The 19,942-nt window shown below is 55.7% G+C and carries 20 protein-coding genes and 1 pseudogene; 7 read left to right on the top strand and 14 right to left on the bottom strand.

Annotated features, from left to right (window positions below):
• Nucleotides 1-183 precede the first annotated feature (183 nt).
• The 3 genes and pseudogenes from KIH86_RS12805 to KIH86_RS12795 all read right to left on the bottom strand — a co-directional run.
• Nucleotides 184-1,197: pseudogene (locus KIH86_RS12805) on the bottom strand (methionine ABC transporter ATP-binding protein); the annotation flags it as partial.
• Nucleotides 1,194-2,408, bottom strand: a complete 1,215-nt coding sequence (locus tag KIH86_RS12800; protein ID WP_223085660.1) for an aminotransferase class I/II-fold pyridoxal phosphate-dependent enzyme — start codon at nt 2,406-2,408, stop codon at nt 1,194-1,196. The gene KIH86_RS12800 and the pseudogene KIH86_RS12805, both read right to left, overlap by 4 nt.
• A gap of 45 nt (nt 2,409-2,453) precedes the next feature.
• Nucleotides 2,454-3,320, bottom strand: coding sequence for a MetQ/NlpA family ABC transporter substrate-binding protein (locus KIH86_RS12795; protein ID WP_235775396.1), 867 nt, complete (start codon nt 3,318-3,320; stop codon nt 2,454-2,456).
• Between the two features lie 195 nt (nt 3,321-3,515).
• Here KIH86_RS12795 and KIH86_RS12790 point away from each other — a divergent pair, with 195 nt between their 5' ends.
• Nucleotides 3,516-3,974, top strand: a complete 459-nt coding sequence (locus tag KIH86_RS12790) for an S-ribosylhomocysteine lyase (RefSeq protein ID WP_223085661.1) — start codon at nt 3,516-3,518, stop codon at nt 3,972-3,974.
• A gap of 18 nt (nt 3,975-3,992) precedes the next feature.
• Nucleotides 3,993-4,760 carry an SDR family NAD(P)-dependent oxidoreductase gene (locus KIH86_RS12785; protein WP_223085662.1) on the top strand — a complete coding sequence of 256 codons (768 nt, stop codon included), beginning with the start codon at nt 3,993-3,995 and terminating at the stop codon, nt 4,758-4,760.
• A 171-nt stretch (nt 4,761-4,931) separates the two neighbouring features.
• Here the strand turns inward: KIH86_RS12785 and KIH86_RS12780 are convergent, their stop codons facing one another.
• Nucleotides 4,932-5,519, bottom strand: coding sequence for a GNAT family N-acetyltransferase (locus tag KIH86_RS12780; RefSeq protein ID WP_223085663.1), 588 nt, complete (start codon nt 5,517-5,519; stop codon nt 4,932-4,934).
• A 91-nt stretch (nt 5,520-5,610) separates the two neighbouring features.
• On the opposite strand from KIH86_RS12780, the gene KIH86_RS12775 reads away from it, so the two are divergent.
• Together KIH86_RS12775 and KIH86_RS12770 are read left to right on the top strand one after the other, a co-directional pair.
• Nucleotides 5,611-6,012, top strand: a complete 402-nt coding sequence (locus KIH86_RS12775; protein WP_223085664.1) for a MerR family transcriptional regulator — start codon at nt 5,611-5,613, stop codon at nt 6,010-6,012.
• A 95-nt stretch (nt 6,013-6,107) separates the two neighbouring features.
• Nucleotides 6,108-7,052 (top strand): alpha/beta hydrolase, encoded by a 945-nt coding sequence (locus KIH86_RS12770; protein ID WP_223085665.1) that lies wholly within the window; start codon nt 6,108-6,110, stop codon nt 7,050-7,052.
• A gap of 262 nt (nt 7,053-7,314) precedes the next feature.
• On the opposite strand, the gene KIH86_RS12765 is transcribed toward KIH86_RS12770, so the two are convergent.
• The 5 genes from KIH86_RS12765 to cysT all read right to left on the bottom strand — a co-directional run bounded on the left by KIH86_RS12765 (nt 7,315) and on the right by cysT (nt 12,118).
• A complete protein-coding gene (locus tag KIH86_RS12765) occupies nt 7,315-8,088 on the bottom strand; it encodes an MBL fold metallo-hydrolase (protein WP_223085666.1) in 774 nt (257 codons plus the stop codon).
• A gap of 251 nt (nt 8,089-8,339) precedes the next feature.
• The gene (locus KIH86_RS12760) at nt 8,340-9,395 is read right to left on the bottom strand and encodes a sulfate ABC transporter substrate-binding protein (RefSeq protein ID WP_223085667.1); all 1,056 of its coding nucleotides are present in this window, start codon (nt 9,393-9,395) and stop codon (nt 8,340-8,342) included.
• Between the two features lie 47 nt (nt 9,396-9,442).
• A complete protein-coding gene (locus KIH86_RS12755; RefSeq protein WP_223085668.1) occupies nt 9,443-10,507 on the bottom strand; it encodes a sulfate/molybdate ABC transporter ATP-binding protein in 1,065 nt (354 codons plus the stop codon).
• A 1-nt stretch (nt 10,508) separates the two neighbouring features.
• Nucleotides 10,509-11,306 (bottom strand): sulfate ABC transporter permease subunit, encoded by a 798-nt coding sequence (locus KIH86_RS12750; RefSeq protein ID WP_223085669.1) that lies wholly within the window; start codon nt 11,304-11,306, stop codon nt 10,509-10,511.
• Nucleotides 11,303-12,118, bottom strand: a complete 816-nt coding sequence (gene cysT / locus KIH86_RS12745) for a sulfate ABC transporter permease subunit CysT (protein ID WP_223085670.1) — start codon at nt 12,116-12,118, stop codon at nt 11,303-11,305. The genes KIH86_RS12750 and cysT overlap by 4 nt, the downstream gene beginning before the upstream one ends.
• Nucleotides 12,119-12,324: 206 nt before the next feature.
• On the opposite strand from cysT, the gene KIH86_RS12740 reads away from it, so the two are divergent.
• Nucleotides 12,325-12,726, top strand: coding sequence for a secondary thiamine-phosphate synthase enzyme YjbQ (locus tag KIH86_RS12740; RefSeq protein ID WP_223085671.1), 402 nt, complete (start codon nt 12,325-12,327; stop codon nt 12,724-12,726).
• Nucleotides 12,727-12,885: 159 nt separating this feature from the next.
• Here KIH86_RS12740 and KIH86_RS12735 read toward each other — a convergent pair whose 3' ends face one another.
• From KIH86_RS12735 to KIH86_RS12725, 3 genes are all read right to left on the bottom strand, one after another.
• Nucleotides 12,886-13,467 (bottom strand): TetR/AcrR family transcriptional regulator, encoded by a 582-nt coding sequence (locus tag KIH86_RS12735; protein ID WP_223085672.1) that lies wholly within the window; start codon nt 13,465-13,467, stop codon nt 12,886-12,888.
• Between the two features lie 5 nt (nt 13,468-13,472).
• Nucleotides 13,473-14,105 (bottom strand): YigZ family protein, encoded by a 633-nt coding sequence (locus KIH86_RS12730; protein WP_223085673.1) that lies wholly within the window; start codon nt 14,103-14,105, stop codon nt 13,473-13,475.
• 133 nt (nt 14,106-14,238) lie between these two features.
• The gene (locus KIH86_RS12725) at nt 14,239-15,594 is read right to left on the bottom strand and encodes a glucose-6-phosphate isomerase (protein ID WP_223085674.1); all 1,356 of its coding nucleotides are present in this window, start codon (nt 15,592-15,594) and stop codon (nt 14,239-14,241) included.
• A 343-nt stretch (nt 15,595-15,937) separates the two neighbouring features.
• Between KIH86_RS12725 and KIH86_RS12720 the strand changes: the two genes are divergently transcribed.
• Nucleotides 15,938-16,825 carry an NAD(P)-dependent oxidoreductase gene (locus tag KIH86_RS12720; RefSeq protein ID WP_223085675.1) on the top strand — a complete coding sequence of 296 codons (888 nt, stop codon included), beginning with the start codon at nt 15,938-15,940 and terminating at the stop codon, nt 16,823-16,825.
• 92 nt (nt 16,826-16,917) lie between these two features.
• Nucleotides 16,918-17,106 carry a hypothetical protein gene (locus KIH86_RS12715; RefSeq protein ID WP_223085676.1) on the top strand — a complete coding sequence of 63 codons (189 nt, stop codon included), beginning with the start codon at nt 16,918-16,920 and terminating at the stop codon, nt 17,104-17,106.
• A 214-nt stretch (nt 17,107-17,320) separates the two neighbouring features.
• Here the strand turns inward: KIH86_RS12715 and ppnP are convergent, their stop codons facing one another.
• Both ppnP and tkt read right to left on the bottom strand, forming a co-directional pair.
• A complete protein-coding gene (gene ppnP / locus KIH86_RS12710) occupies nt 17,321-17,641 on the bottom strand; it encodes a pyrimidine/purine nucleoside phosphorylase (protein WP_038694366.1) in 321 nt (106 codons plus the stop codon).
• Nucleotides 17,642-17,686: 45 nt separating this feature from the next.
• On the bottom strand, nt 17,687-19,735 hold the full coding sequence (gene tkt / locus KIH86_RS12705; protein WP_223085677.1) for a transketolase: 2,049 nt from the start codon (nt 19,733-19,735) through the stop codon (nt 17,687-17,689).
• Nucleotides 19,736-19,942 lie beyond the last annotated feature (207 nt).

Here is a 19,942-nt window from a genome sequence, read left to right as displayed (position 1 = left end):
GTCGCGAGCATTCAGCCCCTCGCCTTCATGCTCTTTCAAGCCGGATTCTTCATGAATACCGGCGGTTCGATCAAGGCTTGCGGCATGCAGCCCGTCTCTGTCCTTCACCAATTCTGCCGATTCTCCGGTCAGGCCCACGGCTTCGCTCTCCCGACCGGCTTCCCGAGTGTTCGTGCCGTCATGCAGCTCCCGGACCTCCACTCCCCGGGCCTTCAGAAATTCCAAGGCTTCGGCTATCTCACGCTGTCCGCCTGTCACCTTCAGGATCATCGTTCCCAGCGTCGTATTCTGAATCTCATTCATGTTCGCGAACAAAATGTTGATGCCGACGCCGTATGTGCGAACCAGGCTGTCCACAATCGGTTCCGAGGCGTTGCCGCCAACGAATTTCAGCTTGAACAGCCTTCCTCCGCCCCCTCCTGGCTCCAGCGTCCGCAGTACACTGTCCGGTATGGAGGTCTGAATAACCGTCCGTACGAAGTTCTGCGTTGTAGGATGGCCGGGATTTCCGAACACCTCAAGCACCTCACCCTGCTCGATGATCTCCCCCTGCTCCATCACGGCAACCTTGTTGCAAATTTGCTGAATGACACCCATTTCATGCGTAATGATCAGAATGGTGATCGAGTACGCTTCATTGATTTTTTGGAGCAATTCAAGAATCGAACGCGTCGTCTGCGGGTCCAGCGCCGAAGTGGCCTCATCGCATAGCAGAATCGAAGGGTTGCTGGCCAGCGCCCGGGCGATGCCTACCCGCTGCTTCTGTCCGCCCGACAGCTCTTTCGGATAGCTGTTCGCTTTATCGGCCAGTCCGATGAAGGAGAGCAGCTCGTTCACACGCTCGCGGATCTCATGCTTGTTCCGTTTCAGAAGCACAAGCGGGATTGCGATATTGTCGTACACGGTCTTGGACTCCAGCAGATTAAAATGCTGAAAGATCATGCCGATCTTCTTCTTCTCTGCGCGAAGCTGGGCCGGCGAGAGCTGATCCAGCGCCTGCCCTCCAACAAGCACGCGACCTTTGGTTGGACGCTCCAAATAATTCACCATCCGGAGCAGGGTGCTTTTACCGGCTCCGCTGTATCCGATGACGCCGAAAATATCGCCTTTCTCGACCTTTAGAGATACTCCTTTCAGCGCCTGGATCGTCCGGCCCTTGCGGGTGAACGTCTTGTGTATATCCTGCAGCTCGATCATCCCCGAAGCCCCCCTTCATTCAGCGCGATAGCAGTATCGCCAAAAATCCCCGTCCGGCCAATCCGTCGAACCGCTTCAGCGATCCGATCCTCTTCGCTTACAAGTCCAACCCGTACATAAGCGTCACCCAGCGTACCGAATCCCTCTCCCGGAGCGACCGCTACATGGGCTTCCTCCAGCAGCCAGTCGGCGAATTCCCGGGAACGGCGTCCTTCCGGCAGCTTCAGCCAGGCAAAGAAGGTGCCCTTGGGAGCCGCAACTTCCCAGCCGATGTCCCGCAGTCCGGAGACGAGCACATCCCTCCTCCGTTCGTACTTGGCCGTAAGCTCCCGCACCTGATCCTGCGGTCCAAGCAGCGCCGAGGCGGCAGCGTCCTGCACCGCGCCGAAGACCGTGCTGTACGCATGGGTATGATACAGTCTGAGCGCACTGATCACCGAAGCGTTTCCGACCGCGAAGCCGAAGCGCCACCCCGCCATATTGTAGGTTTTGGAGAGCGTATAGATTTCCACACCGTATTCCTTCGCTCCCGGAATCTGCAGCAGACTGATTGGTTTATGTCCGTCAAACCCGAGCGAGCCGTATGCGAAGTCATTCACAACGGGAAAATGATATTCGGCAGCCAGCTCAAGATTTTGCTCGAAGAATTCCCGCGTTGCCACCGCTCCGGTGGGATTGTTCGGATAATTTAACAGCAGCAGCCGGACCCGTCTCAGAATGTCAGGGGACACCTCCCGGTAATCCGGGAGGAAGCCGCTGCGCTCTTCAACCGGAACCGCATGCACCTCAGCCCCGGTCATTGCCGCCGCCGCATAATATGGCGGGTACGCCGGATTGGCTGTCAGCAGAACATCGCCTTGACCCAGGAGAGTGTGCGCAATCCCCATAATTCCGGTGCTGGACCCGTGAAAGACCGCGATCTCCTTGTCCGGGTCCAGCTCCACACCGTATTCCCGGTAATAGAACTCGGCGACAGCGCGAAGCGTATCCGGCTTGCCGTAAAAGGGGGGATAGCCGTGATTCTCCGGCTTGTCGGCCGCATCCTTCAGGCTGCGGACGATCGCTTCCGGAGTCGGTCCGTCGGGATTGCCGGTTGATAAATCAATGACGTCGATTCCCCTGGTCCGGTAATCCGCAACTTTTTCCTTAAGAGCCCGGAAATAATGCTCCGGCAGCCGTCCAATGACGGCGGAAGGTTGAAAATTCGCCATTACAAACGCGCCTCCACCTCAATATTGATCCGCTGGCTACTCTTCCTATTCGTTGAAATAAGCCGGCAGATGATAGCCCTCGTATTCGGGATTCGTTTTGATGTAATCCTTGAACTCCTGGGAATGATAGCCGTCGATGATATCCTTTACAAACTGCTTGTCTTTGTTCTTGCTGTCGACTGCCACGATATTCGTGAACGGATCGGTCATATTCTCAAGCTTAAGCGCCGTAGTGAGCTTGATGTTGTTCGCGATGGCGAAATTCCCCTGGATGGCGGCATAGTCGACGTCCTGAAGCGCCTGCGGCCCCTGCGCCGGCTCCGTCGGCACAAATTTGATGTTGTGCGGGTTGGAAGTGACATCGTTAATGGAAGTTTGCAGCGGATCAATATTATCCTTCAGCGTGATCCAGCCAACCTCTTTCAGAATCGTCAGCGCCCGGAGCATATTGACCGGCTCGTTGGGGAGATTGACCTGCGCGCCGTCCGGGATTTCGTCCAGACTCTGGTGCTTCTTGGAATACAGGCCCATTGGAGGAGTCGGAACCTGTACCACCCCTACCAAATCGATTTTTTCCCGCTTGTTGATCGATTCCAGATAGAGCGTGTGCTGAAAGACATTGGCGTCAATCTCTCCGTTCGCTACAGCCACATTCGGCTGGATACCATCGGTGAACTCTTTATATGTAATTTCATAGCCTTTCTTCTCCAAATAAGGAGCAACGCCCTTTTTGAACTGATCGCTGTAAGGTCCCGGGTTGAAGCTGATCCTCAGTGTTTTGGTCTCTTGTTTCCCGTCTGCGGAATTCGAGGAACCCGCGTCGGAATTGGAACCGCAGCCGGACAGCACCACAACGGCGGTCATAGCAGCCAGCAGCAGCGGCGTCCACAGCAATTTGTTTCTTCTCTTCATCTCTAATCTCCCCTTAACCTATTATTTTTGTCGGAATTAATTGGTTTATATCATATTACGCCTATTAATACCTGTCAATAAGCATGTTAACTAATTTTTATTTATCTTATCGGTAATATATGAATTTTGTGTTTACAAGAAAATCCGAGTGTGATACTTTGAATAAAACCATCATGTCTTGAAAGGATGAAACACATGGCACAAGTTGAAAGCTTTCAGTTGGACCATACCAAAGTTATCGCTCCTTATGTCAGAATTGCCGGAACCGAACGGAACGGCAAAGGCGGCATTGTACAAAAATACGATCTGCGACTGCTGCAGCCCAATGCCGACGCGGTGCCGACAGCAGCCCTCCATACGCTTGAGCATCTTCTCGCTACCTATTTGCGCGACGAGCTTCCGGGTATTATCGATATTTCTCCGATGGGCTGCCGCACCGGCTTCTACCTGATCATCTGGGACGAGCATTCTCCATCAGATGTCGCCGCGGCGCTGACGAAAGTGCTCCACAAAGTGCTCGAAACGGAGACTGTGCCGGCGGTAAGCCCGCTGGAATGCGGAAATTACAAGGACCACTCCCTATTCGGAGCCAAAGAATACGCGAAGCTTGTCCTTGAGTCCGGCATTAGCGACGATCCCTTTGTCCGAAAATAAAAGGAGCGCGGGAACGGTATGCTGACTATCGATCTGACCGGCAAAACGCTGGTTGTAACCGGCGGATTATCCGGAATCGGCAAGGGCGTCGCGGATCTGTTCCTCGAAGCCGGAGCCAATGTCGTCATCGGAGATATCGCGCAAGCCGGAGAGGCCCGGCTAGGCGACCGTCTTGCCGCCATCAGCTGCGATGTATCCAAGGCGAATGACGCGGTGCGCTTGATTTCTTTTGCCGTAGAGACCTTTGGCCAAATCGACTATGTTGTGAACAACACCGGAATCTCCGCCATGGATTACGCGGTACATATTAAAGAGGCCGACTGGGACCGGATGATGGATGTCAACGCCAAGGGCACCTATCTGGTGTCTCAGGCGGGAGCCGCGCAAATGCTGCGGCAGGGAACCGGGGGCAGAATCATCAATATCTCCTCCCAGGCCGGCAAGAACGGTTACCGCTGCATGGGAGGATATGTGGCTTCCAAGCATGCCGTTCTGGGTTTCACCAAGGTCATGGCATTGGAGCTGGCGAAGGAACAGATTCTGGTCAACGCGGTCTGCCCGGGCATTGTGGAGACGGATATGAAGCGGCGAGAGCGCGTGGATGGCGCGCAGCTTCGGGGTATGACGCCCGAAGACATACTGGCCGAGGACTGCTCGCAGGTTCCGCTTGGCCGGACAGCCCAGCCGGAGGACGTCGCCCGCGTCGTGCTGTTTCTGGCCAGCCCGCTGGCCTCCTACATGACGGGACAGGCGATCAATGTTACTGGCGGCATGACGATGCACTAGTATAAAAAAGCGGGAATGCGCCTTGCGCGCACACCCGCTTATTTGCGTTTAATATATTTCCGGGGGAAATGTCCCGCAAGGCGGTTGCCAGCAGGCGCTTCATCCTGCTCATCTTGCTTCTTTCATCTTCATCCCGCTTCATTCTTCTATCGCCAATCAAAGCCGCCTCCGTTAAAACTCGGAGCCTCTGACCTTCGCATAAATCCGGGTGCCCTCCAGCTCCCCGCTCTCTCCCCTCCGGCTATTCCGCAGCACCGCCTCCAGCTTGAAACCCGCCCGCTCGGCGACGGCCGCGCTTCTTGCATTCCGGTCGCTGCAGCGGATTTCAATCCGGTTCGCCTCAAGCTCCGTTATGGCAAAATCCGAAATTCCGTTCACGGCCTCCGTTACATAGCCTTGTCCCGCGCAAGATGTCCTGATCCAATAGCCGATCTCGAAGCTGCGGATATCCCAGTCAATCCGGTGCAGGCCGCTGCAGCCGATGAATTGTCCCGTTTCCTTGTGATAAATGCGCATATGCAGCTCGGTCCGGTCGAGAAAATGCAGCCGGGACTGACGGGTAAATACCTCGGATTCATCCAGAGTCGGCGCCTTCCGGGCAAAAGGCAGCCAGGGCCGCAACTCCTCCTGGCTTTCCAGGATCGCTTCATTGATGGCGCCGCCATCGCCCCAGCGCGGAGCGCGGATGACAAGCCGCTCCGTCTCGAAGCTCTCGGGAAAAGACAGTAAAATCGGGTTAAGGCGATGATTTCCGTTCATCGGCAATCCTCTCCATCTTTTGGGATTTATCGGCATTGAGCCTTGGCCTATACTTGAGTTAGAGTAATGAGGACGGGGGTGATACTGATATATGACGACCTATACGCGAGGGGAGCTTGCCAAACGAAGCGGGCTGCATGCCGAGACGCTGCGCTACTATGAGCAGCAGGGGTTGATTCCGCCTCCAGGGCGCACCGCCACCGGCTATCGGCTGTACACCGAGGATGTGCTGATCCGGCTTGCGTTCATCGGCAACGCCAAGCAGTGCGGCTTCACGATCAAGGAAATCCGCAAGGCGCTCGGCAAATCGCAGGACCAGGGAATCCGTCTTGAAGACTTCACGGCGCTGATCGACAGGAAAATGGAAGCGCTGCTCCGCGAGATCGAACTTAAGGAGCAGACCCGCCAAAATTTGGCCGGGCTTAAACAGCTTCTTACCGCAGAGCAGATCCATCCGGACATCCAGACGGTCAAATCCATTCTTCGTATGTAGAATACTCAGGTATTCCGTAGAGATATTCCGCTTGACCTTGTTTCTTGCTACAGGCTTTAGAATGAAGCCATCCCAGGTCAAGGAGGAATCTTCAAATGGAAACTACTGATCCCCAAATGCTTGAAGCGATTAAAGAAGCCTTAAGACAAAACACCCGGTTGGCAGGCCATGACCATATCCAGGTCCGTGAGGCGCTGGACCGTGAAGCCGACCGGCGCCCCCCGCTGCCCGGCCTTCAATTCCAGGAGGCCGTCATCTTGCACATGCGCGGCGAATGGGTAAGCTGCGGCGAGCCTGATCCCGCCCTGGCCGGCAAAGCCGTGCTGTACCTGCACGGCGGAGGCTTCACGGCGGGAAGCTGCGCCTTCTACCGCGAGCTGGCGGGCCGCCTCGCGGAAGCTGCCGGAGTCCGGGTGCTCGTCCCGGAATACCGGCTCGCCCCCGAGCATCCTTACCCGGCGGCCAATGACGATGCCCTGGCCGCCTACCGCTGGCTGCTCGGGTCCGGGTATTCGCCGGGCGACATCGTGCTCGGCGGCGATTCTGTGGGGGCAAGCCTGGTCCTGATGACGCTGCTTGCCCTCCGGGATGCCGGCAAGGACATGCCGGCCGGAGCCTTTCTGGTCTCGCCGCATGCGGATCTGGTCTATCTGGACGGCGGGTCCTTCGTTACCCGCCGCGAATGCGACCCGACAGGCAGCCTGGAGACCAGCAAGCGTATCCTGCTGGATTACCTGCAGGACTTGCATGGAGAGATCCCGGCCATCCTCTCGCCGCTGCGGATGGACCTCGCCGGCCTGCCTCCCCTGCTGATCCAGGCCGGCGGCCAGGAAGTGCTGCTGGACGACGCGCTCCGGCTCGCCGCCAAAGCGGAGGCAGCCGGCGTGAAGGTCCAGCTGGAGGTGTATGAGCCGATGTGGAGCGTCTTTCATCTGTTCGCTTACCTGATCCCGGAAGCCAGAGAAGCCATCGCGGCCATCGGCCGACATGCGGCCGCATGCCTGGGCGCCGGTTCAGCACGGCCCGTTGGCAACGAGTAAGCGCGATTTAAGCCAGCCGAATTAAAGGCTTCAGCTGGATGATTCCGCACCGGCAGATTGTATTGAGCGCTGGACTCGGCTATTCAGTTATTCAGCTATTCCGCTATTCAACTGCATGATTCGCTTTCATCCAATCGGCTAGCATTCTCGCCACGGGATGGAAGCTGGATTCCGCTTGGGCAGTCATATGCCGGTATATGCCAGCGCTTAACGTGGCTGCGGGCCAGATCGCCTCGGCTATTGCACCCGCTGGCTGTAAGTATCAGCGGCCCAGCTTTACTCTCAGTCCTGTCCGTGCAAGCTCCACCCGCTCAGGCAGCACATAGGCCTTCCGCAGATCGACGTCATGCGACATATGCGTGTAGTACGTCCGGCCCGGCTTGATGTCCTGCAGAAGCTCTGCAGCCTCGGTCATATCGTAGACGGAACGGGTCGACAGCTCGGCTTCCTCATGATAGAAGCTCGTGCCCAGCACCAACAGATCCGCATCCCGCATGAGCCGGGTTTCTTCTTCTCCAAGAGAGATCGAGTCCGGGCAATACACCCAGGCATAGTCCTCCTTCTCCAGCCGGAACGCATAGGAGTAGCCGTTCTTGCCATGGTTGACGCGCCAGGAGGAGATTTGCCAGCCGTCCAGTGTTATACCGCCGTCCATGGGGATGATGTCAAGCTGGTTGCCGAGCCACGGATACTGCCGCAGTATGACCGGAATAACCTCGGCGGGCGTGTACAGCTCGCCTTTGATTCCGGTCCACCGGCAGGCATCGGCCCATTCCGGCAGCCCGCCGATATGGTCAAAGTGGCCGTGGGTAATCAGCAGCCTGCGCATCAAGCGAATGCCCAGAGCCTCCATCTGCCGCCGCCAGTCCGGTCCGCAGTCGATCACCAGGAAATCGTCCTTCCCTTCGATCATGACGGAGGAGCGCAGCCGCGCGTTGATCCCGCCCGCTCTCGCTTCCTCGCACACCTCACACCCGCAGTACACTCTGGGCGTGCCCATCGCGTCGCCCGTACCCAAAAACACCAATGTATCCATAACGTTCTCTCCCTTCTATATGCCGTACTGTCGTTTCTCTCTAATCGCCTTAGAACACTCGTCCCCTATTATAGAACAGGGAAGCGCTATCACCCTAATGCCGATTTTGATTGTGAAATTTCGAATGTAAAAACAGGCAATGCAAAAAGGCCGCCTTCTTCCGAAGACGGCCTGCTCTTAATTCGGATGAGTTGCTCGAAAGACGGAAGTCGGGACCAGCGCGAAACCCGAGCCCACGTCCGGCGCCGCGCTTATATACCCGCAAGCACCTGATACCAGACTCCCTTTTTCGAGTAGAGGGTACTTCTTACCTCGTTCCAGCCGCCCAGATAGTTAATATCGAATAATCCTTCCGGAACCGGGAAGCGGCTTTCATTTTCCTTATATACATTCTGGTCCACAGGACGGAAGCCGTGCTTGGCGAATACCTCCTGCGCCTCCGGCGTCATCAGGAAATTGACGAACGCCTCGGCAGCGGCCCGCGTTCCATGCTTGTCGACATACTTGTCTACGACAGCCGCCGGGTTCTCGATCAGAATGGTATTCTTTGGAATGACGACATCGTACTTCACGCCTTGGGCGATCCGCGCCAGCAGCTCATTCTCGTAAGTGACGATAACGTCGCCCACGCCGTATTCAAAAGCTGCCATAGAGGCGCGTCCGCTCTTGTCGAGCGACTCTATATTGGCATGAACGCTCGCCAGGAACGCTTTGGCCGCCGCAGGGTCTTTAGCCCCTTCCTTCTCCTCGGACTGTTTCAAACCGGCGCCGTAGATGGCATTGATATCCCACTGCGCGCCTCCGGAGGTCTTCGGATTAGGGTACAGCACCTTGATTCCCGGCTTCGCCAAGTCGGTAAAACCCTTGATCCCTTTCGGATTTCCCGCACGGGTACCGAGCACAACGATTGATCGCGTCACCATGCCATCCGCGCCGCGATCCTTCCAATTGTCCTTGACCAGCCCCGCCTTGACGAGCTTGTCGACATCGCCTTCCATGGCAAGCAGCGTTACATCCGCTTCGAACCCGCCGACAATCGCCCGTGCCTGCGTTCCGGAGGCCTCATACGATTGCTGGAATGAAATCGACTGTCCGGTTTCCGCTTTCCATTTCTCCGCGAACAGCGGCAGAATATCCGCCATCGCATCCTTCGCTACGCTATAAGCGCCGATGACCAGGGTCACATCGCTTTTTGGTGCCGTATCCGCCGCCGCATCATTGCCGCCCCCGCATCCGGAGAGCGTCAGCGCCAGCAGCAGGACGGCAAGCCAGGCGTGCAGTTGTCTGCTCCTACTCCTAAGCTTCATTTCCTAGCCCCATTCCTTAATAAATGCGCAGTGTCCAGCTTCCTGTATTAAATGTAGACCGGCATCGGGTCGGTCTTCAGGCTGTTCTCCTGAATCCAGCTGCGCTCGTCATTGAACAGGTAAGCGCGGTGCACGAGCACGGCGATTTCCTGGCCCACTTCCAGCGTCTCCTTCTCAAGCGACCGGTAGGTCACCAGCTTGTGGCCGTTCACTTCCACCTCGACAAGCCATTCGCTACCCCGGAACTGCAGATGCTTGACGATCCCTTTTTCCGTAGCGGAAGCCACTTTGAACTCATGAAGCTGTCCGATCTCGATATACTCGGGACGGATCAAGGCTTTGTTCGGCTGTCCGCCCTCCGCCTGCTTGAAGCCCTTCAGCTCGGCGGCATTCTCAATCAGCGTCGATTCCCCGATAAAGGTTGCCACGAACGTTGTCTTCGGTTCCTTATAAATGTCCCAAGGCGTGCCCTTCTGCTCCAGACGGCCCTGGTTAATGATCATAATCTCGTCCGCCACCTCAATGGCCTCATCCTGGTCATGTGTTACAAAAATAGAGGTGATCCCGACACGCTCGATCAGCTCCCGCAGCCAGGAACGAAGCTCCTGGCGAATCTTCGCGTCGATCGCGGCGAACGGTTCATCGAGCAGGAGCAGCTGAGGCTCCGGCGCGAGCGCCCGGGCGAACGCCACCCGCTGGCGCTGCCCGCCGGACAGCTGCTGCGGATACCGCTTCTCAAAGCCTTTGAGACCGGTCAGCTCGACCAGCTCCATGACCCGGTCGCGGATAACGCCCTTGTTCGCTTTTTTCACCTTAAGTCCGAAAGCGATGTTATCGTATACCGTCATATGCTTGAACAGCGCATAGTTCTGGAACACAAAGCCGATCCCGCGCTCCTGCGGCGGAAGATTATTTACGACTTGTCCGTGGAAGACGATCTCGCCGGAATCAGGCGACTCAAGTCCCGCCAGCATCCGGAGAATGGACGTTTTGCCGCCGCCGCTCGGGCCGAGCAGGCCAATCAAATGTCCTTTTGTAATTTCGAAGCTGACATCCTTCACCGCATGAAAATCTCCAAAATGCTTGTTCAGACCGCGTACTTCCACATGCATGTCAATGCACTTCCTTTCTTTTCTTGCTCCATTCCATGAGCAGCAGGAGTCCTACCGAAAAAGCGGCTAATATCAGCGCGACGCCGCCCGCCGCCGTTACATTGAAATTCTCCACATCCTGATAGACCAGCGTCGTCGCTGTCTGGGTCTTGTTCATGATGCTGCCCGACACGACCAGCACGGCGCCGAATTCCCCGAGCGAGCGGGCCACTGTCAAGATGACACCGTAGAATACCGCCCACTGGATCGAAGGCCAGGTGACCTTCCAGAAGGTCGTCCAGCCGTAAGCGCCCAGTGTAGAGGCTGCTTCCTCCTGCTGTCCGCCAATTTCCTGGAGGACCGGCATGACCTCCCTGACCATCAGCGGGAATGTGACGAACAGCGTGGCGATCACCATGCCGGGAAAGGCATAGACGATTTGGAAGCCGATTTTCTCAAAAAGAACGCCAAGCGCGCTGTCCGGCCCCAGCAGCAGCACGATCATCAGACCGCCGATAACGGGAGATACCGCATACGGCAGGTCCACCACACTGTTGAGCAGGCTCTTCAGCCGGGGTCCAAGCCAATTGGCCCGGACCAGATACAGCGCCGTCATGACGCCGAACAGCGTATTCAGCACGGTTACGGCGATTACAACGAGCGCGGTCATGAGCAGCGCGTGCAGCGCTTCCGGCCTCGTCAACGCATCCCGAAAGCCGGACAGGCCGCCGCTGAAGGCGTTCGAGATCATTTTACCCAATGGAGCCGCAATTAGAAGAAAGAACACCACATACGTAAGTCCGATCCATAATCTTCTCATGCCCGTCTCCCCCTCATCTGTACCACATTGATCAGCCACAGGATCAGGAAGGACAAGGTCAGCAGAATGACGGATACGGCCGCGGCGCCGGTAGGATTGTCGCTCTCCACCTCGCCGTAAATGAACACGGACGATACGAGTGTACGCCCCGGAATATTGCCCGCCACCAGAACGACGGCTCCGAATTCGGCCAATGCTCTGGAGAACGCCAGCATCCCGCCCCCGACCATACCGGGCAGCATGGATGGAAGGATAACTTGCCGGAACACCCGGCTTCCCGAAGCGCCCATCGTGTAAGCTGCTTCTTCCTCCGAGGGATCAAGCTCCTCCAGCAATGGCTGCACCGCGCGAATGACGAACGGGAAAGTAACGAACACCATGGCAATGACGATCGCCGGCCGGTGAAAGACGATTTCAAAACCCAGCTTATCGGCGATGCCGCCGATCAGGCTCCCAGGTCCGAGCAGGAGCAGGATCATCAAGCCGCCTACTGCTGTCGGCAGAGCGAACGGCAGATCGACCAGGCTGTTCAGCAGCGATCTCCCCGGAAATTTATAGCGCACCAGCACCCAGGCGATCATCGTGCCGAGCGCGATGTTAATAACGGTGGCCGCAAGCGCGAGCAGCAGCGTCAGAATCACCGATTTCCAGGCGATCGGATCGGAGATGCTCTCCATAAAATTGGCGAAGCCCAGTGAGAACGAGTTGTAATAGACGCCAAGTATCGGCAGCACGATCAATACGACGAAATAGAGCAGGATGGTTGATCTGAATCCCCAGGTCCATCCTTTGTGTCTTAGCAGCGAATTCACGGGCAAAGTTCCTCCTACCTCCGGTTGACGGGTCGGCATATAAAAAAGCAAAACGTCAATATATAATTCCTATTAACATACTGGGTTTAATAATTAATTTATACTTTACCACCCTACTCTTGCTACCGTCAATTACTTTCAATTCTTTTTGCGTTAAAATAAATTTGGAACTGATCAAAACCCAATTATGAAAGGGGCGCCCTCCTATGCTGCAAACCTTCGAAATCTCAACGAGCAAACGGGATGAGCTGCGGGATATTACGAGAGAAGTTATGTCTTATGTTAGAAAAAGCGGGGTCCGCGAAGGGTTAGCGCTAGTCTACTGTCCCCACACGACTGCCGGAATCGCCATCAATGAGAATGCCGACCCTGACGTCAAACATGATTGTCTGATGCTGCTGGACGAGGTGTTTCCTTGGGAGCATCCCAAGTACCGGCATGCGGAAGGCAATACGGCCTCGCATCTCAAGTCGATTATGGCTGGCCCTTCGCAGCATCTCATCATACATGAAGGAGAGCTGCTGCTGGGACGCTGGCAGGGCATCTACTTCTGCGAGTTCGACGGCCCGAGACGGCGCCAGTTTATGGTGAAGATTATGGAAGGTTGAAGAGCGGTCAAGCGAAAGAGCGCCCTTCCCGGCAGGGAAAGGCGCCCGCTGTCTCTAGGTCATGATCGTCCGAAGCTCTAATCCGACTTTCGCGCTTTTAAGGATGAAAGAACTGCCTAATTACCAATTCACAGCCCTAAAGCACAAAAGCATAGCGAATTACAAATTCCGGCACAGCACCTTCACATGGGACACGGCTTCCGTCTTCACATCTTCGAAATTGATTTTATCCTGGATGTAGTAGGAGATGAATCCATGCGCGGATAGGTACAAGGTCAAAGGCACGCTCTGCCAGTCTTCCGGCACATAGCCTTCTTCCTTCAGATGCCGACGCACCATGCTGGAGAACAAGTCAAAACACTTCCCTTGTTCCGCTCGACAATAAGCCAATAGCTCTTCATCACGGATCATGAACATGATTTCATACTGGTACGGATGATCGATGCCGAACTGGATAAACTCCAGAAGCAGCTGCTCCACCTTGCTAACACCCGGTTCAGGCGCTCTGTTCATCGCATCGCCCAGCAGCGCAGCAATATGATTGAAGTCCTCTACGACAATCGCATAGAACAGCTCCGCTTTTTCCTTGAAATGATAATAGAGTGATCCGTGGCTGTATCCCAAATGCTGACCTATACTGCGCATGGAGATGGCCCGATATCCCTTGGTAATGAATAGGTGCCTTGCCGCCTCCAAAATGCGTTCTCTCGACAACTCCTGCTCCACTGCTCTTCTAGCCATATTATTTAATCTCCTTCGCTAAAATAAATCCGCCTGCCTTCCGTGACCATTGCCTGTCCCTGTGTCAAATCCGTCATCCATGCCATAAAAGCATCCGCCTCTGCATTTTTGGGGAGGCATAACAGTTTCACCTTGTCGGTAAATTCCGTATCTCCCGTTATATATCCGCGGCTGCGCAGCTCGTTCTCGACCTTGCCCAGCCAGGTATACTCGATTTCCACAAACACCTCGCGGCGCAACACCCGGGTGATAACCTCTCCGGCCTCCAGCGCAAGCACGGCTCTGTCCGTATAAGCCCGGATCAGCCCGCCCGCTCCCAGCATAATGCCTCCGAAGTAGCGTGTCACAACGATCGCCACATTCTTCACGCCCTGGTTCCGGATGACCTCCAGAATCGGCTTCCCTGCCGTTCCGCTCGGCTCGCCGTCGTCCGACTGCTTCTGAATCTCGTCACGTTCGCCGATCATATAGGCCGAGCAGTTATGCGTGGCGTTCCAATGCTTCTTCTTGATGTCTTCGATAAACATAACCGCTTCTTCTTCGCTCTCGACCGGCATGACGTGTCCGATAAAACGCGATTTGCGGATGACGACTTCCTTTGATCCCGAGGTCCGTACCGTCCGGTATTCTTCCAGCATCCTTCATTCATTCCTTGTATGCGTTGATGATTTCATGATATGGGAAGAGCAGCCCTGGTAATGGATACCCTATGGACTGCTCTCCAGTGAATTGCGCCTTTGGTTCAGTTGATGTTCGTGTGAAACGGCAATACTACTCGGAAAGTCTGGCTTCCAGCTCGGCTTTCTCCTTCTCGTAGCCCGGTTTGCCGAGCAGTGCGAACATGTTCTTCTTGTATGCTTCTACGCCCGGCTGGTCGAACGGGTTGACGCCAAGCAGGTATCCGCTGATACCGCAGGCTTTTTCAAAGAAGTATACGAGGTATCCGAAGCTGTACGGCGTCTGGTCCGGAATGGTAACCACGAGGTTCGGAACCTGTCCGTCCGTGTGGGCCAGCAGCGTGCCCTGGAATGCCTTCTTGTTGACGAAATCAACCGTCTGGCCCGCCAGGAAGTTCAGTCCGTCCAGATCATCCGGATCGCTCTCGATGGTGATATGCTCTCTGACCTGATCCACCTGGATAACCGTCTCAAAAATATTGCGGTTGCCTTCCTGGATAAATTGGCCCATGGAGTGCAGATCGGTCGAGAAATCGACGGAGGAAGGATAGATGCCCTTGAAGTCCTTGCCTTCGCTCTCACCGAACAGCTGTTTCCACCACTCCGATACATAGTGCAGGGATGGTTCGTAGTTGACGAGAATTTCAGTGGTCTTGCCTTTGCGGTACAAAGCGTTGCGAACAGCTGCGTATTGATAGCTCAGGTTCGTCGCCACGTCCGGATTGTTGAACTCGTCGGCTGCGGCTGCGGCTCCTGCCATAATTTCTTCGATGCTGATGCCCGCTGCGGCGATCGGCAGAAGTCCCACGGCTGTCAGTACGGAATAACGTCCGCCTACATCGTCCGGAATGACGAATGTTTCATAGCCTTCTTCAGTGGCAAGCGTCTTGAGTGCGCCTCTTGCCTTATCGGTAGTTGCATAAATGCGTTTACGCGCTTCTTCCTTGCCATATTTCTTCTCAAGCGCTGCGCGGAAGATACGGAAGGCGATCGCCGGCTCGGTTGTGGTACCGGACTTCGAAATAACGTTAACGGAGAAATCCTTGCCTTCGATCAGCTGGAGAAGGTGAGTCACGTACGTCGAGCTGATGTTGTTGCCTGCGAAGTAGATTTCCGGGGTCTTGCGCTTGGATTTATCCAGGTTATTGTAGAAGGAATGAGTCAGTGATTCGATCGCTGCGCGGGCTCCCAGATAAGAGCCGCCGATGCCGATAACGATCAGCACGTCGGAATCGCCTTGAATCTTCTTGGCGGCCGCCTGGATGCGGGCGAATTCTTCTTTGTCATACGTCTGGGGAAGATCGATCCATCCGGTGTAATCGGAGCCTGTTCCCGTCTTGCTATGTAACTGCTCATGAGCCAACTTGATCGGTGCTGCAAAATAATCAATCTCGTGCTGGTTAACGAAAGTCAGCGCATTGCTGTAGTCGAAGCTAATCTTCTTGGACATCGGTTAGGTTACCCTCCTGGTTCTCTTTCGATTTGACACGAATGTAACAACTTGATAATAGGATACTTTAATTTCACGGGGCTGGCAAGGTACTTGGGCACAGGACAGAGTATCAATTTGGACCAGACAACAGCCCGCATGGAAGGATTCCTTCCAGCAATTCCGGACCCCGCAGCGCTGGAACGTCCTCCCTTGCCATGCTAAACTAGAGAGGAATAGGCTGGAAATCCGGGAAATACGGCTGTTTTCTGTAGAGAACGCGATTGTTCGTCCCGGATACTCTTCCACCGACTCGTTACCTGCCCTACCCGGTTGTTAAAAATTAGCAAAGGTGTGAAACTTCATGAAACAAATCGCTTTTATCGGACTCGGAACGATGGGGGCGCCTATGGCCTCCAACCTGCTGCGGGCGGGATTTCAGGTAACGGTGTACAACCGCACGGCATCCAAATGTGAGCCGCTGGTCGCCGAAGGCGCAGCCTCTGCCTCCACTCCAAGTGAAGCGGCGGAAGGCAAGGATGTTGTTATTACGATGGTGAGCAACGATGATTCCATCCGCGAGGTATTCTACGGAACGGACGGACTGGTCGACACGCTCCGGCCCGGAACGGTGATCATCGATTCCAGCACCATCTCTCCCGGACTTGTCAAGGAAGTCGCCGCCGCCGTCAGCGCCAAGGGCGGGCATTTCCTCGATGCGCCGGTTACCGGCAGCAAGCCCGGCGCCGTCGACGGGACGCTCGTCTTCATGGTAGGCGGCAGCGCCGATATTATTGAAGCGAACCGCGACGTATTCGACGCCATGGGACGGCTGCTGCTGCATATGGGCGAGAACGGAAGCGGCGCGGCGGCGAAGCTGGCGCATAATGCGATGGTTGGCATTCACAACATCGCGCTGGCCGAAGGCTTCTCCATCGCCGTGAAATCCGGCGTGCCGGCGGACAAGTTCCTGGAGCTGATCCAGAACGGTTCTGCGGGAAGCAAGCAGGTCGAACTCAAAGGCCGCAAAATCATCGACGGCGACTTCAGCAACCAGTTCGCCCTTGGACTTATGCTGAAGGATCTCAAGCTCGCCTCCCAGCTTGGCGGAGCGAACGGCGTGCCGACTCCCGCTCTTGAGCTCGTCAAGAGCCTGTTCCAGGCCGGCTACAACAGCGGCAGCGGTGACGAAGACCTGTCCGCCGTGGTCAAGACCTACGAGGCTTGGATCGGCCGTAAGATCGGCGAGTAACACAGGTCAGCCGTGAAACGTGAGAAGGGCGGGACGACGAACCGTATGCGGTTCAGCCCGCGAATCGGACTGTGGACAGGGTGCGGACCGGATTGCGAATGGTACGCGAGTCAGCGCGCGACTCGGACCGCGGACCCGAGCGGGCGAACCATACCGCGAGTCAGCCCACGAACCGGTCGGTGGACCAGACGGAAGCCCAGACGGTTGCCGTGGATGTCGCTGGCCCCAGCCCCTCTCGCCATATTACCTGGAACTGCCGGACGCGGAATGAATACCGCTAGCCGGCAGTTTTTTTATCTCAGCATCGCCTCTCTGCTACCATCCAATGTCTCTCTTCAAAACGTGCCCCGGGTTTATATTGCCCCAATTTCTCCGCGAAACACCGGTTCCTTTTCCATAGTATAGAAGGTAAAAAATGCAGCAAGAGCGTCCGCCTCATTCAGGCTGTTGGACACTATTGCTGCAATCGGTAGTGCGATTCAGGCTTGTCTGATTTTACAGGTTCTTCGGATAGGAGCAGCAGTAGTCAGTTACCGTGAAGATCTCAAGCGAGAACTTGGAATTGCCGGGAACATGGAAAGTCTCCGTTCCGTCGATATCCAGCCAGCTGTCTGCGCCGGGCAGCAGCACCTTCAGCTTGCCGGACAGAATCTCCATCGTCTCCGGTCCTTCGGTACCGAACTCATATACGCCCGGAAGCATGATGCCGAGTGTAACTTTGAGGCCATCCTCCAAAGTCACCGCACGGCTGGTTACTTTTCCATCGTAATAAATATTGGCTTGCTTCTGAACGGTTGCGTTGTTGAACTGACTCATGCTTCTCTTGTCCCCCTTGGCTTCGCTGATGTGATCTTTACTATATTACAGCAAAGCTTTCACGCGGGAAACAACATTTTCTACGGTGAAGCCGTATTCCTTGATTACTGTGTCCCCAGGAGCCGAAGCGCCAAAAGTCGTGATGCCGAGAATGTCGCCTTGATCGCCGGTATAACGCTCCCAGCCAAAGGTCTGCGCCATTTCGATCGCAAGGCGGGCTTTGACATCCGGCAGAATGACGGAATCGCGGTATGCCTTATCCTGCTTCTCGAACAGATCCCAGCTCGGCAGGCTGATGACGCGAACGTCGATGCCTTGCTCGGCCAGTGCGGCTTGGGCTTTCACAGCCAGTTGAACCTCGGAGCCGGTTGCAATCAGCTGAGCCTGCGGCTTGCCCTTGGCTTCGGATACGACATATCCACCGCGCTTGATGTTCTCGCGAACGCCTTCCACCGTTCCTGGGAGGATCGGCAGGTTCTGGCGGGTAAGCACCAGAGCTACCGGGTTCGACTTGTTCTCCATGGCATAAGCCCATGCAGCGGAGGTCTCGTTGGCGTCAGCCGGACGGATGACCGTAAGACCCGGAATAATGCGCAGGGAAGCCAGCTGTTCGATCGGTTCATGCGTAGGACCGTCTTCGCCGACGGCGATGCTGTCATGCGTAAGCACATACGTAACCGGCAGCTTCATGATCGCGGCCAGACGAACAGCCGGACGCAGGTAATCCGTGAAGACGAAGAACGTGCCGCCGAACACCTTCAGGCCGGAATGCAGCGCGATGCCGTTCATGGCAGCTGCCATGCCGAATTCACGCACGCCGAAGTAAATATTGCGGCCGTCGTATGATTCCGGCGTGAACGAAGTCAATCCGTTCAGATGCGTCATCGTGGAGCTCTCCAGGTCGGCGGAGCCGCCGAACAGCTGCGGAACGCCTTCGGTCAGGCCGTTCAGCGCGTTGCCGGAAGCCACACGGGTGGACACGGCCTTGTCTTCTGCTGTAAAGAACGGAAGCTTGGCGTCCCATCCTTCTTTCAGATCACCGTTCTGCACAGTTTCGAACTGGGCTGCAAGCTCCGGATAAGCCTGCTTGTAAGCCGCGAATTTCTCATCCCAGGCTTTATTAGCGGCGATGCCTTTTTCCTTCACTTCGGCAAAATGGGCGCGCACTTCATCCGGAACATAGAAGTCTTCTTCGTATACCCATTTGTAGAATTCCTTGGTCAGCTTCGCTTCTTCGGCGCCGAGCGGGGAACCGTGAGTACCGCCGTGGCCGCCCTTACCCTGCTTGTTCGGGCTACCGTAGCCGATAATCGTCTTCACTTCGATCAGGGTCGGCTTGTCCGTAACAGCCTGGCCTTCAGCGATGGCCTTGCTGATCGCCGGCAGATCATTGCCGTCTTCCACTCGCAGCACTTGCCAGCCATAGGCTTCAAAGCGCTGAGCCACATTCTCGGAGAATGCCAGGTTCAGCTTGCCGTCGAGGGAGATGTCGTTCGAATCGTACAGCACAACCAATTTGCCAAGCTTCAGGTGACCCGCCAAAGATGCAGCTTCGGAGGAAATACCCTCCATCAGGTCGCCGTCGCCGCAGATTGCGTAAGTATAGTGATCGATCACATTATATTGATCTTTATTGTACGTAGCGCCAAGCTGCGCTTCCGCGATCGCCATGCCGACTGCCATGGCAATGCCCTGGCCAAGCGGTCCGGTGGTAGCGTCAACGCCTGCGGTGTGGCCGAACTCGGGGTGACCCGGAGTCAAGCTTCCCCATTGGCGGAACTGCTTCAATTCTTCCATCGGAAGATCATATCCGCTGAGATGCAGCAGGCTGTACAGCAGCATAGAGCCGTGTCCGGCCGACAGAACGAACCGGTCGCGGTTCACCCAGGTCGGATGGTCCGGATTATGGGTCATCGTCTTCGCAAAAAGCTGATAGCCCATCGGCGCGGAGCCCATTGGCATACCCGGATGGCCGGACTTGGCTTTCTCGATTGCATCGATAGCAAGCGTACGGATCGTCGTAATCGACAGATTGTCGATCGTGGAGTTCTCGTCTTTCTGGATCGCTTGCTCTTTTGCCTGTTGTTCAGTCATTCAATTAATCCTCCTCTGGAACTCAAGAATGTCATTTTGACTATTATTGTATCACTAATGTGGAAGCATTACCATTGTTTTTGCGAACCTATGGTCCAACCATTCAAGTTTCGCCAGTTTGACGGGCGGATTATACAATTTTTTCAGTCAGAAAAAACGAGCATCTGCACAAGACTGAACCCCTTACAGAATCAAGCGCGGCATAGG

This window comes from Paenibacillus sinensis, from assembly GCF_019904155.1.
In the GTDB taxonomy this organism is placed as follows: Bacteria; Bacillota; Bacilli; order Paenibacillales; family Paenibacillaceae; genus Paenibacillus_AQ; species Paenibacillus_AQ sinensis.
The sequence above is the reverse complement of the archived record's forward strand: the minus strand, read 5'-3'. Positions and strand labels throughout refer to the sequence as shown.

Excerpts from the sequence above, each read along its gene's own strand:
- KIH86_RS12800 (WP_223085660.1), bottom strand. The coding sequence starts at position 2,408 with ATGGCGAATTTTCAACCTTCCGCCGTCATTGGACGGCTGCCGGAGCAT.
- KIH86_RS12795 (WP_235775396.1), bottom strand. The coding sequence starts at position 3,320 with ATGAAGAGAAGAAACAAATTGCTGTGGACGCCGCTGCTGCTGGCTGCT.
- KIH86_RS12790 (WP_223085661.1), top strand. The coding sequence starts at position 3,516 with ATGGCACAAGTTGAAAGCTTTCAGTTGGACCATACCAAAGTTATCGCT.
- KIH86_RS12785 (WP_223085662.1), top strand. The coding sequence starts at position 3,993 with ATGCTGACTATCGATCTGACCGGCAAAACGCTGGTTGTAACCGGCGGA.
- KIH86_RS12780 (WP_223085663.1), bottom strand. The coding sequence starts at position 5,519 with ATGAACGGAAATCATCGCCTTAACCCGATTTTACTGTCTTTTCCCGAG.
- KIH86_RS12775 (WP_223085664.1), top strand. The coding sequence starts at position 5,611 with ATGACGACCTATACGCGAGGGGAGCTTGCCAAACGAAGCGGGCTGCAT.
- KIH86_RS12770 (WP_223085665.1), top strand. The coding sequence starts at position 6,108 with ATGGAAACTACTGATCCCCAAATGCTTGAAGCGATTAAAGAAGCCTTA.
- KIH86_RS12765 (WP_223085666.1), bottom strand. The coding sequence starts at position 8,088 with ATGGATACATTGGTGTTTTTGGGTACGGGCGACGCGATGGGCACGCCC.
- KIH86_RS12760 (WP_223085667.1), bottom strand. The coding sequence starts at position 9,395 with ATGAAGCTTAGGAGTAGGAGCAGACAACTGCACGCCTGGCTTGCCGTC.
- KIH86_RS12755 (WP_223085668.1), bottom strand. The coding sequence starts at position 10,507 with ATGCATGTGGAAGTACGCGGTCTGAACAAGCATTTTGGAGATTTTCAT.
- KIH86_RS12750 (WP_223085669.1), bottom strand. The coding sequence starts at position 11,306 with ATGAGAAGATTATGGATCGGACTTACGTATGTGGTGTTCTTTCTTCTA.
- KIH86_RS12740 (WP_223085671.1), top strand. The coding sequence starts at position 12,325 with ATGCTGCAAACCTTCGAAATCTCAACGAGCAAACGGGATGAGCTGCGG.
- KIH86_RS12735 (WP_223085672.1), bottom strand. The coding sequence starts at position 13,467 with ATGGCTAGAAGAGCAGTGGAGCAGGAGTTGTCGAGAGAACGCATTTTG.
- KIH86_RS12730 (WP_223085673.1), bottom strand. The coding sequence starts at position 14,105 with ATGCTGGAAGAATACCGGACGGTACGGACCTCGGGATCAAAGGAAGTC.
- KIH86_RS12725 (WP_223085674.1), bottom strand. The coding sequence starts at position 15,594 with ATGTCCAAGAAGATTAGCTTCGACTACAGCAATGCGCTGACTTTCGTT.
- KIH86_RS12720 (WP_223085675.1), top strand. The coding sequence starts at position 15,938 with ATGAAACAAATCGCTTTTATCGGACTCGGAACGATGGGGGCGCCTATG.
- ppnP (WP_038694366.1), bottom strand. The coding sequence starts at position 17,641 with ATGAGTCAGTTCAACAACGCAACCGTTCAGAAGCAAGCCAATATTTAT.
- tkt (WP_223085677.1), bottom strand. The coding sequence starts at position 19,735 with ATGACTGAACAACAGGCAAAAGAGCAAGCGATCCAGAAAGACGAGAAC.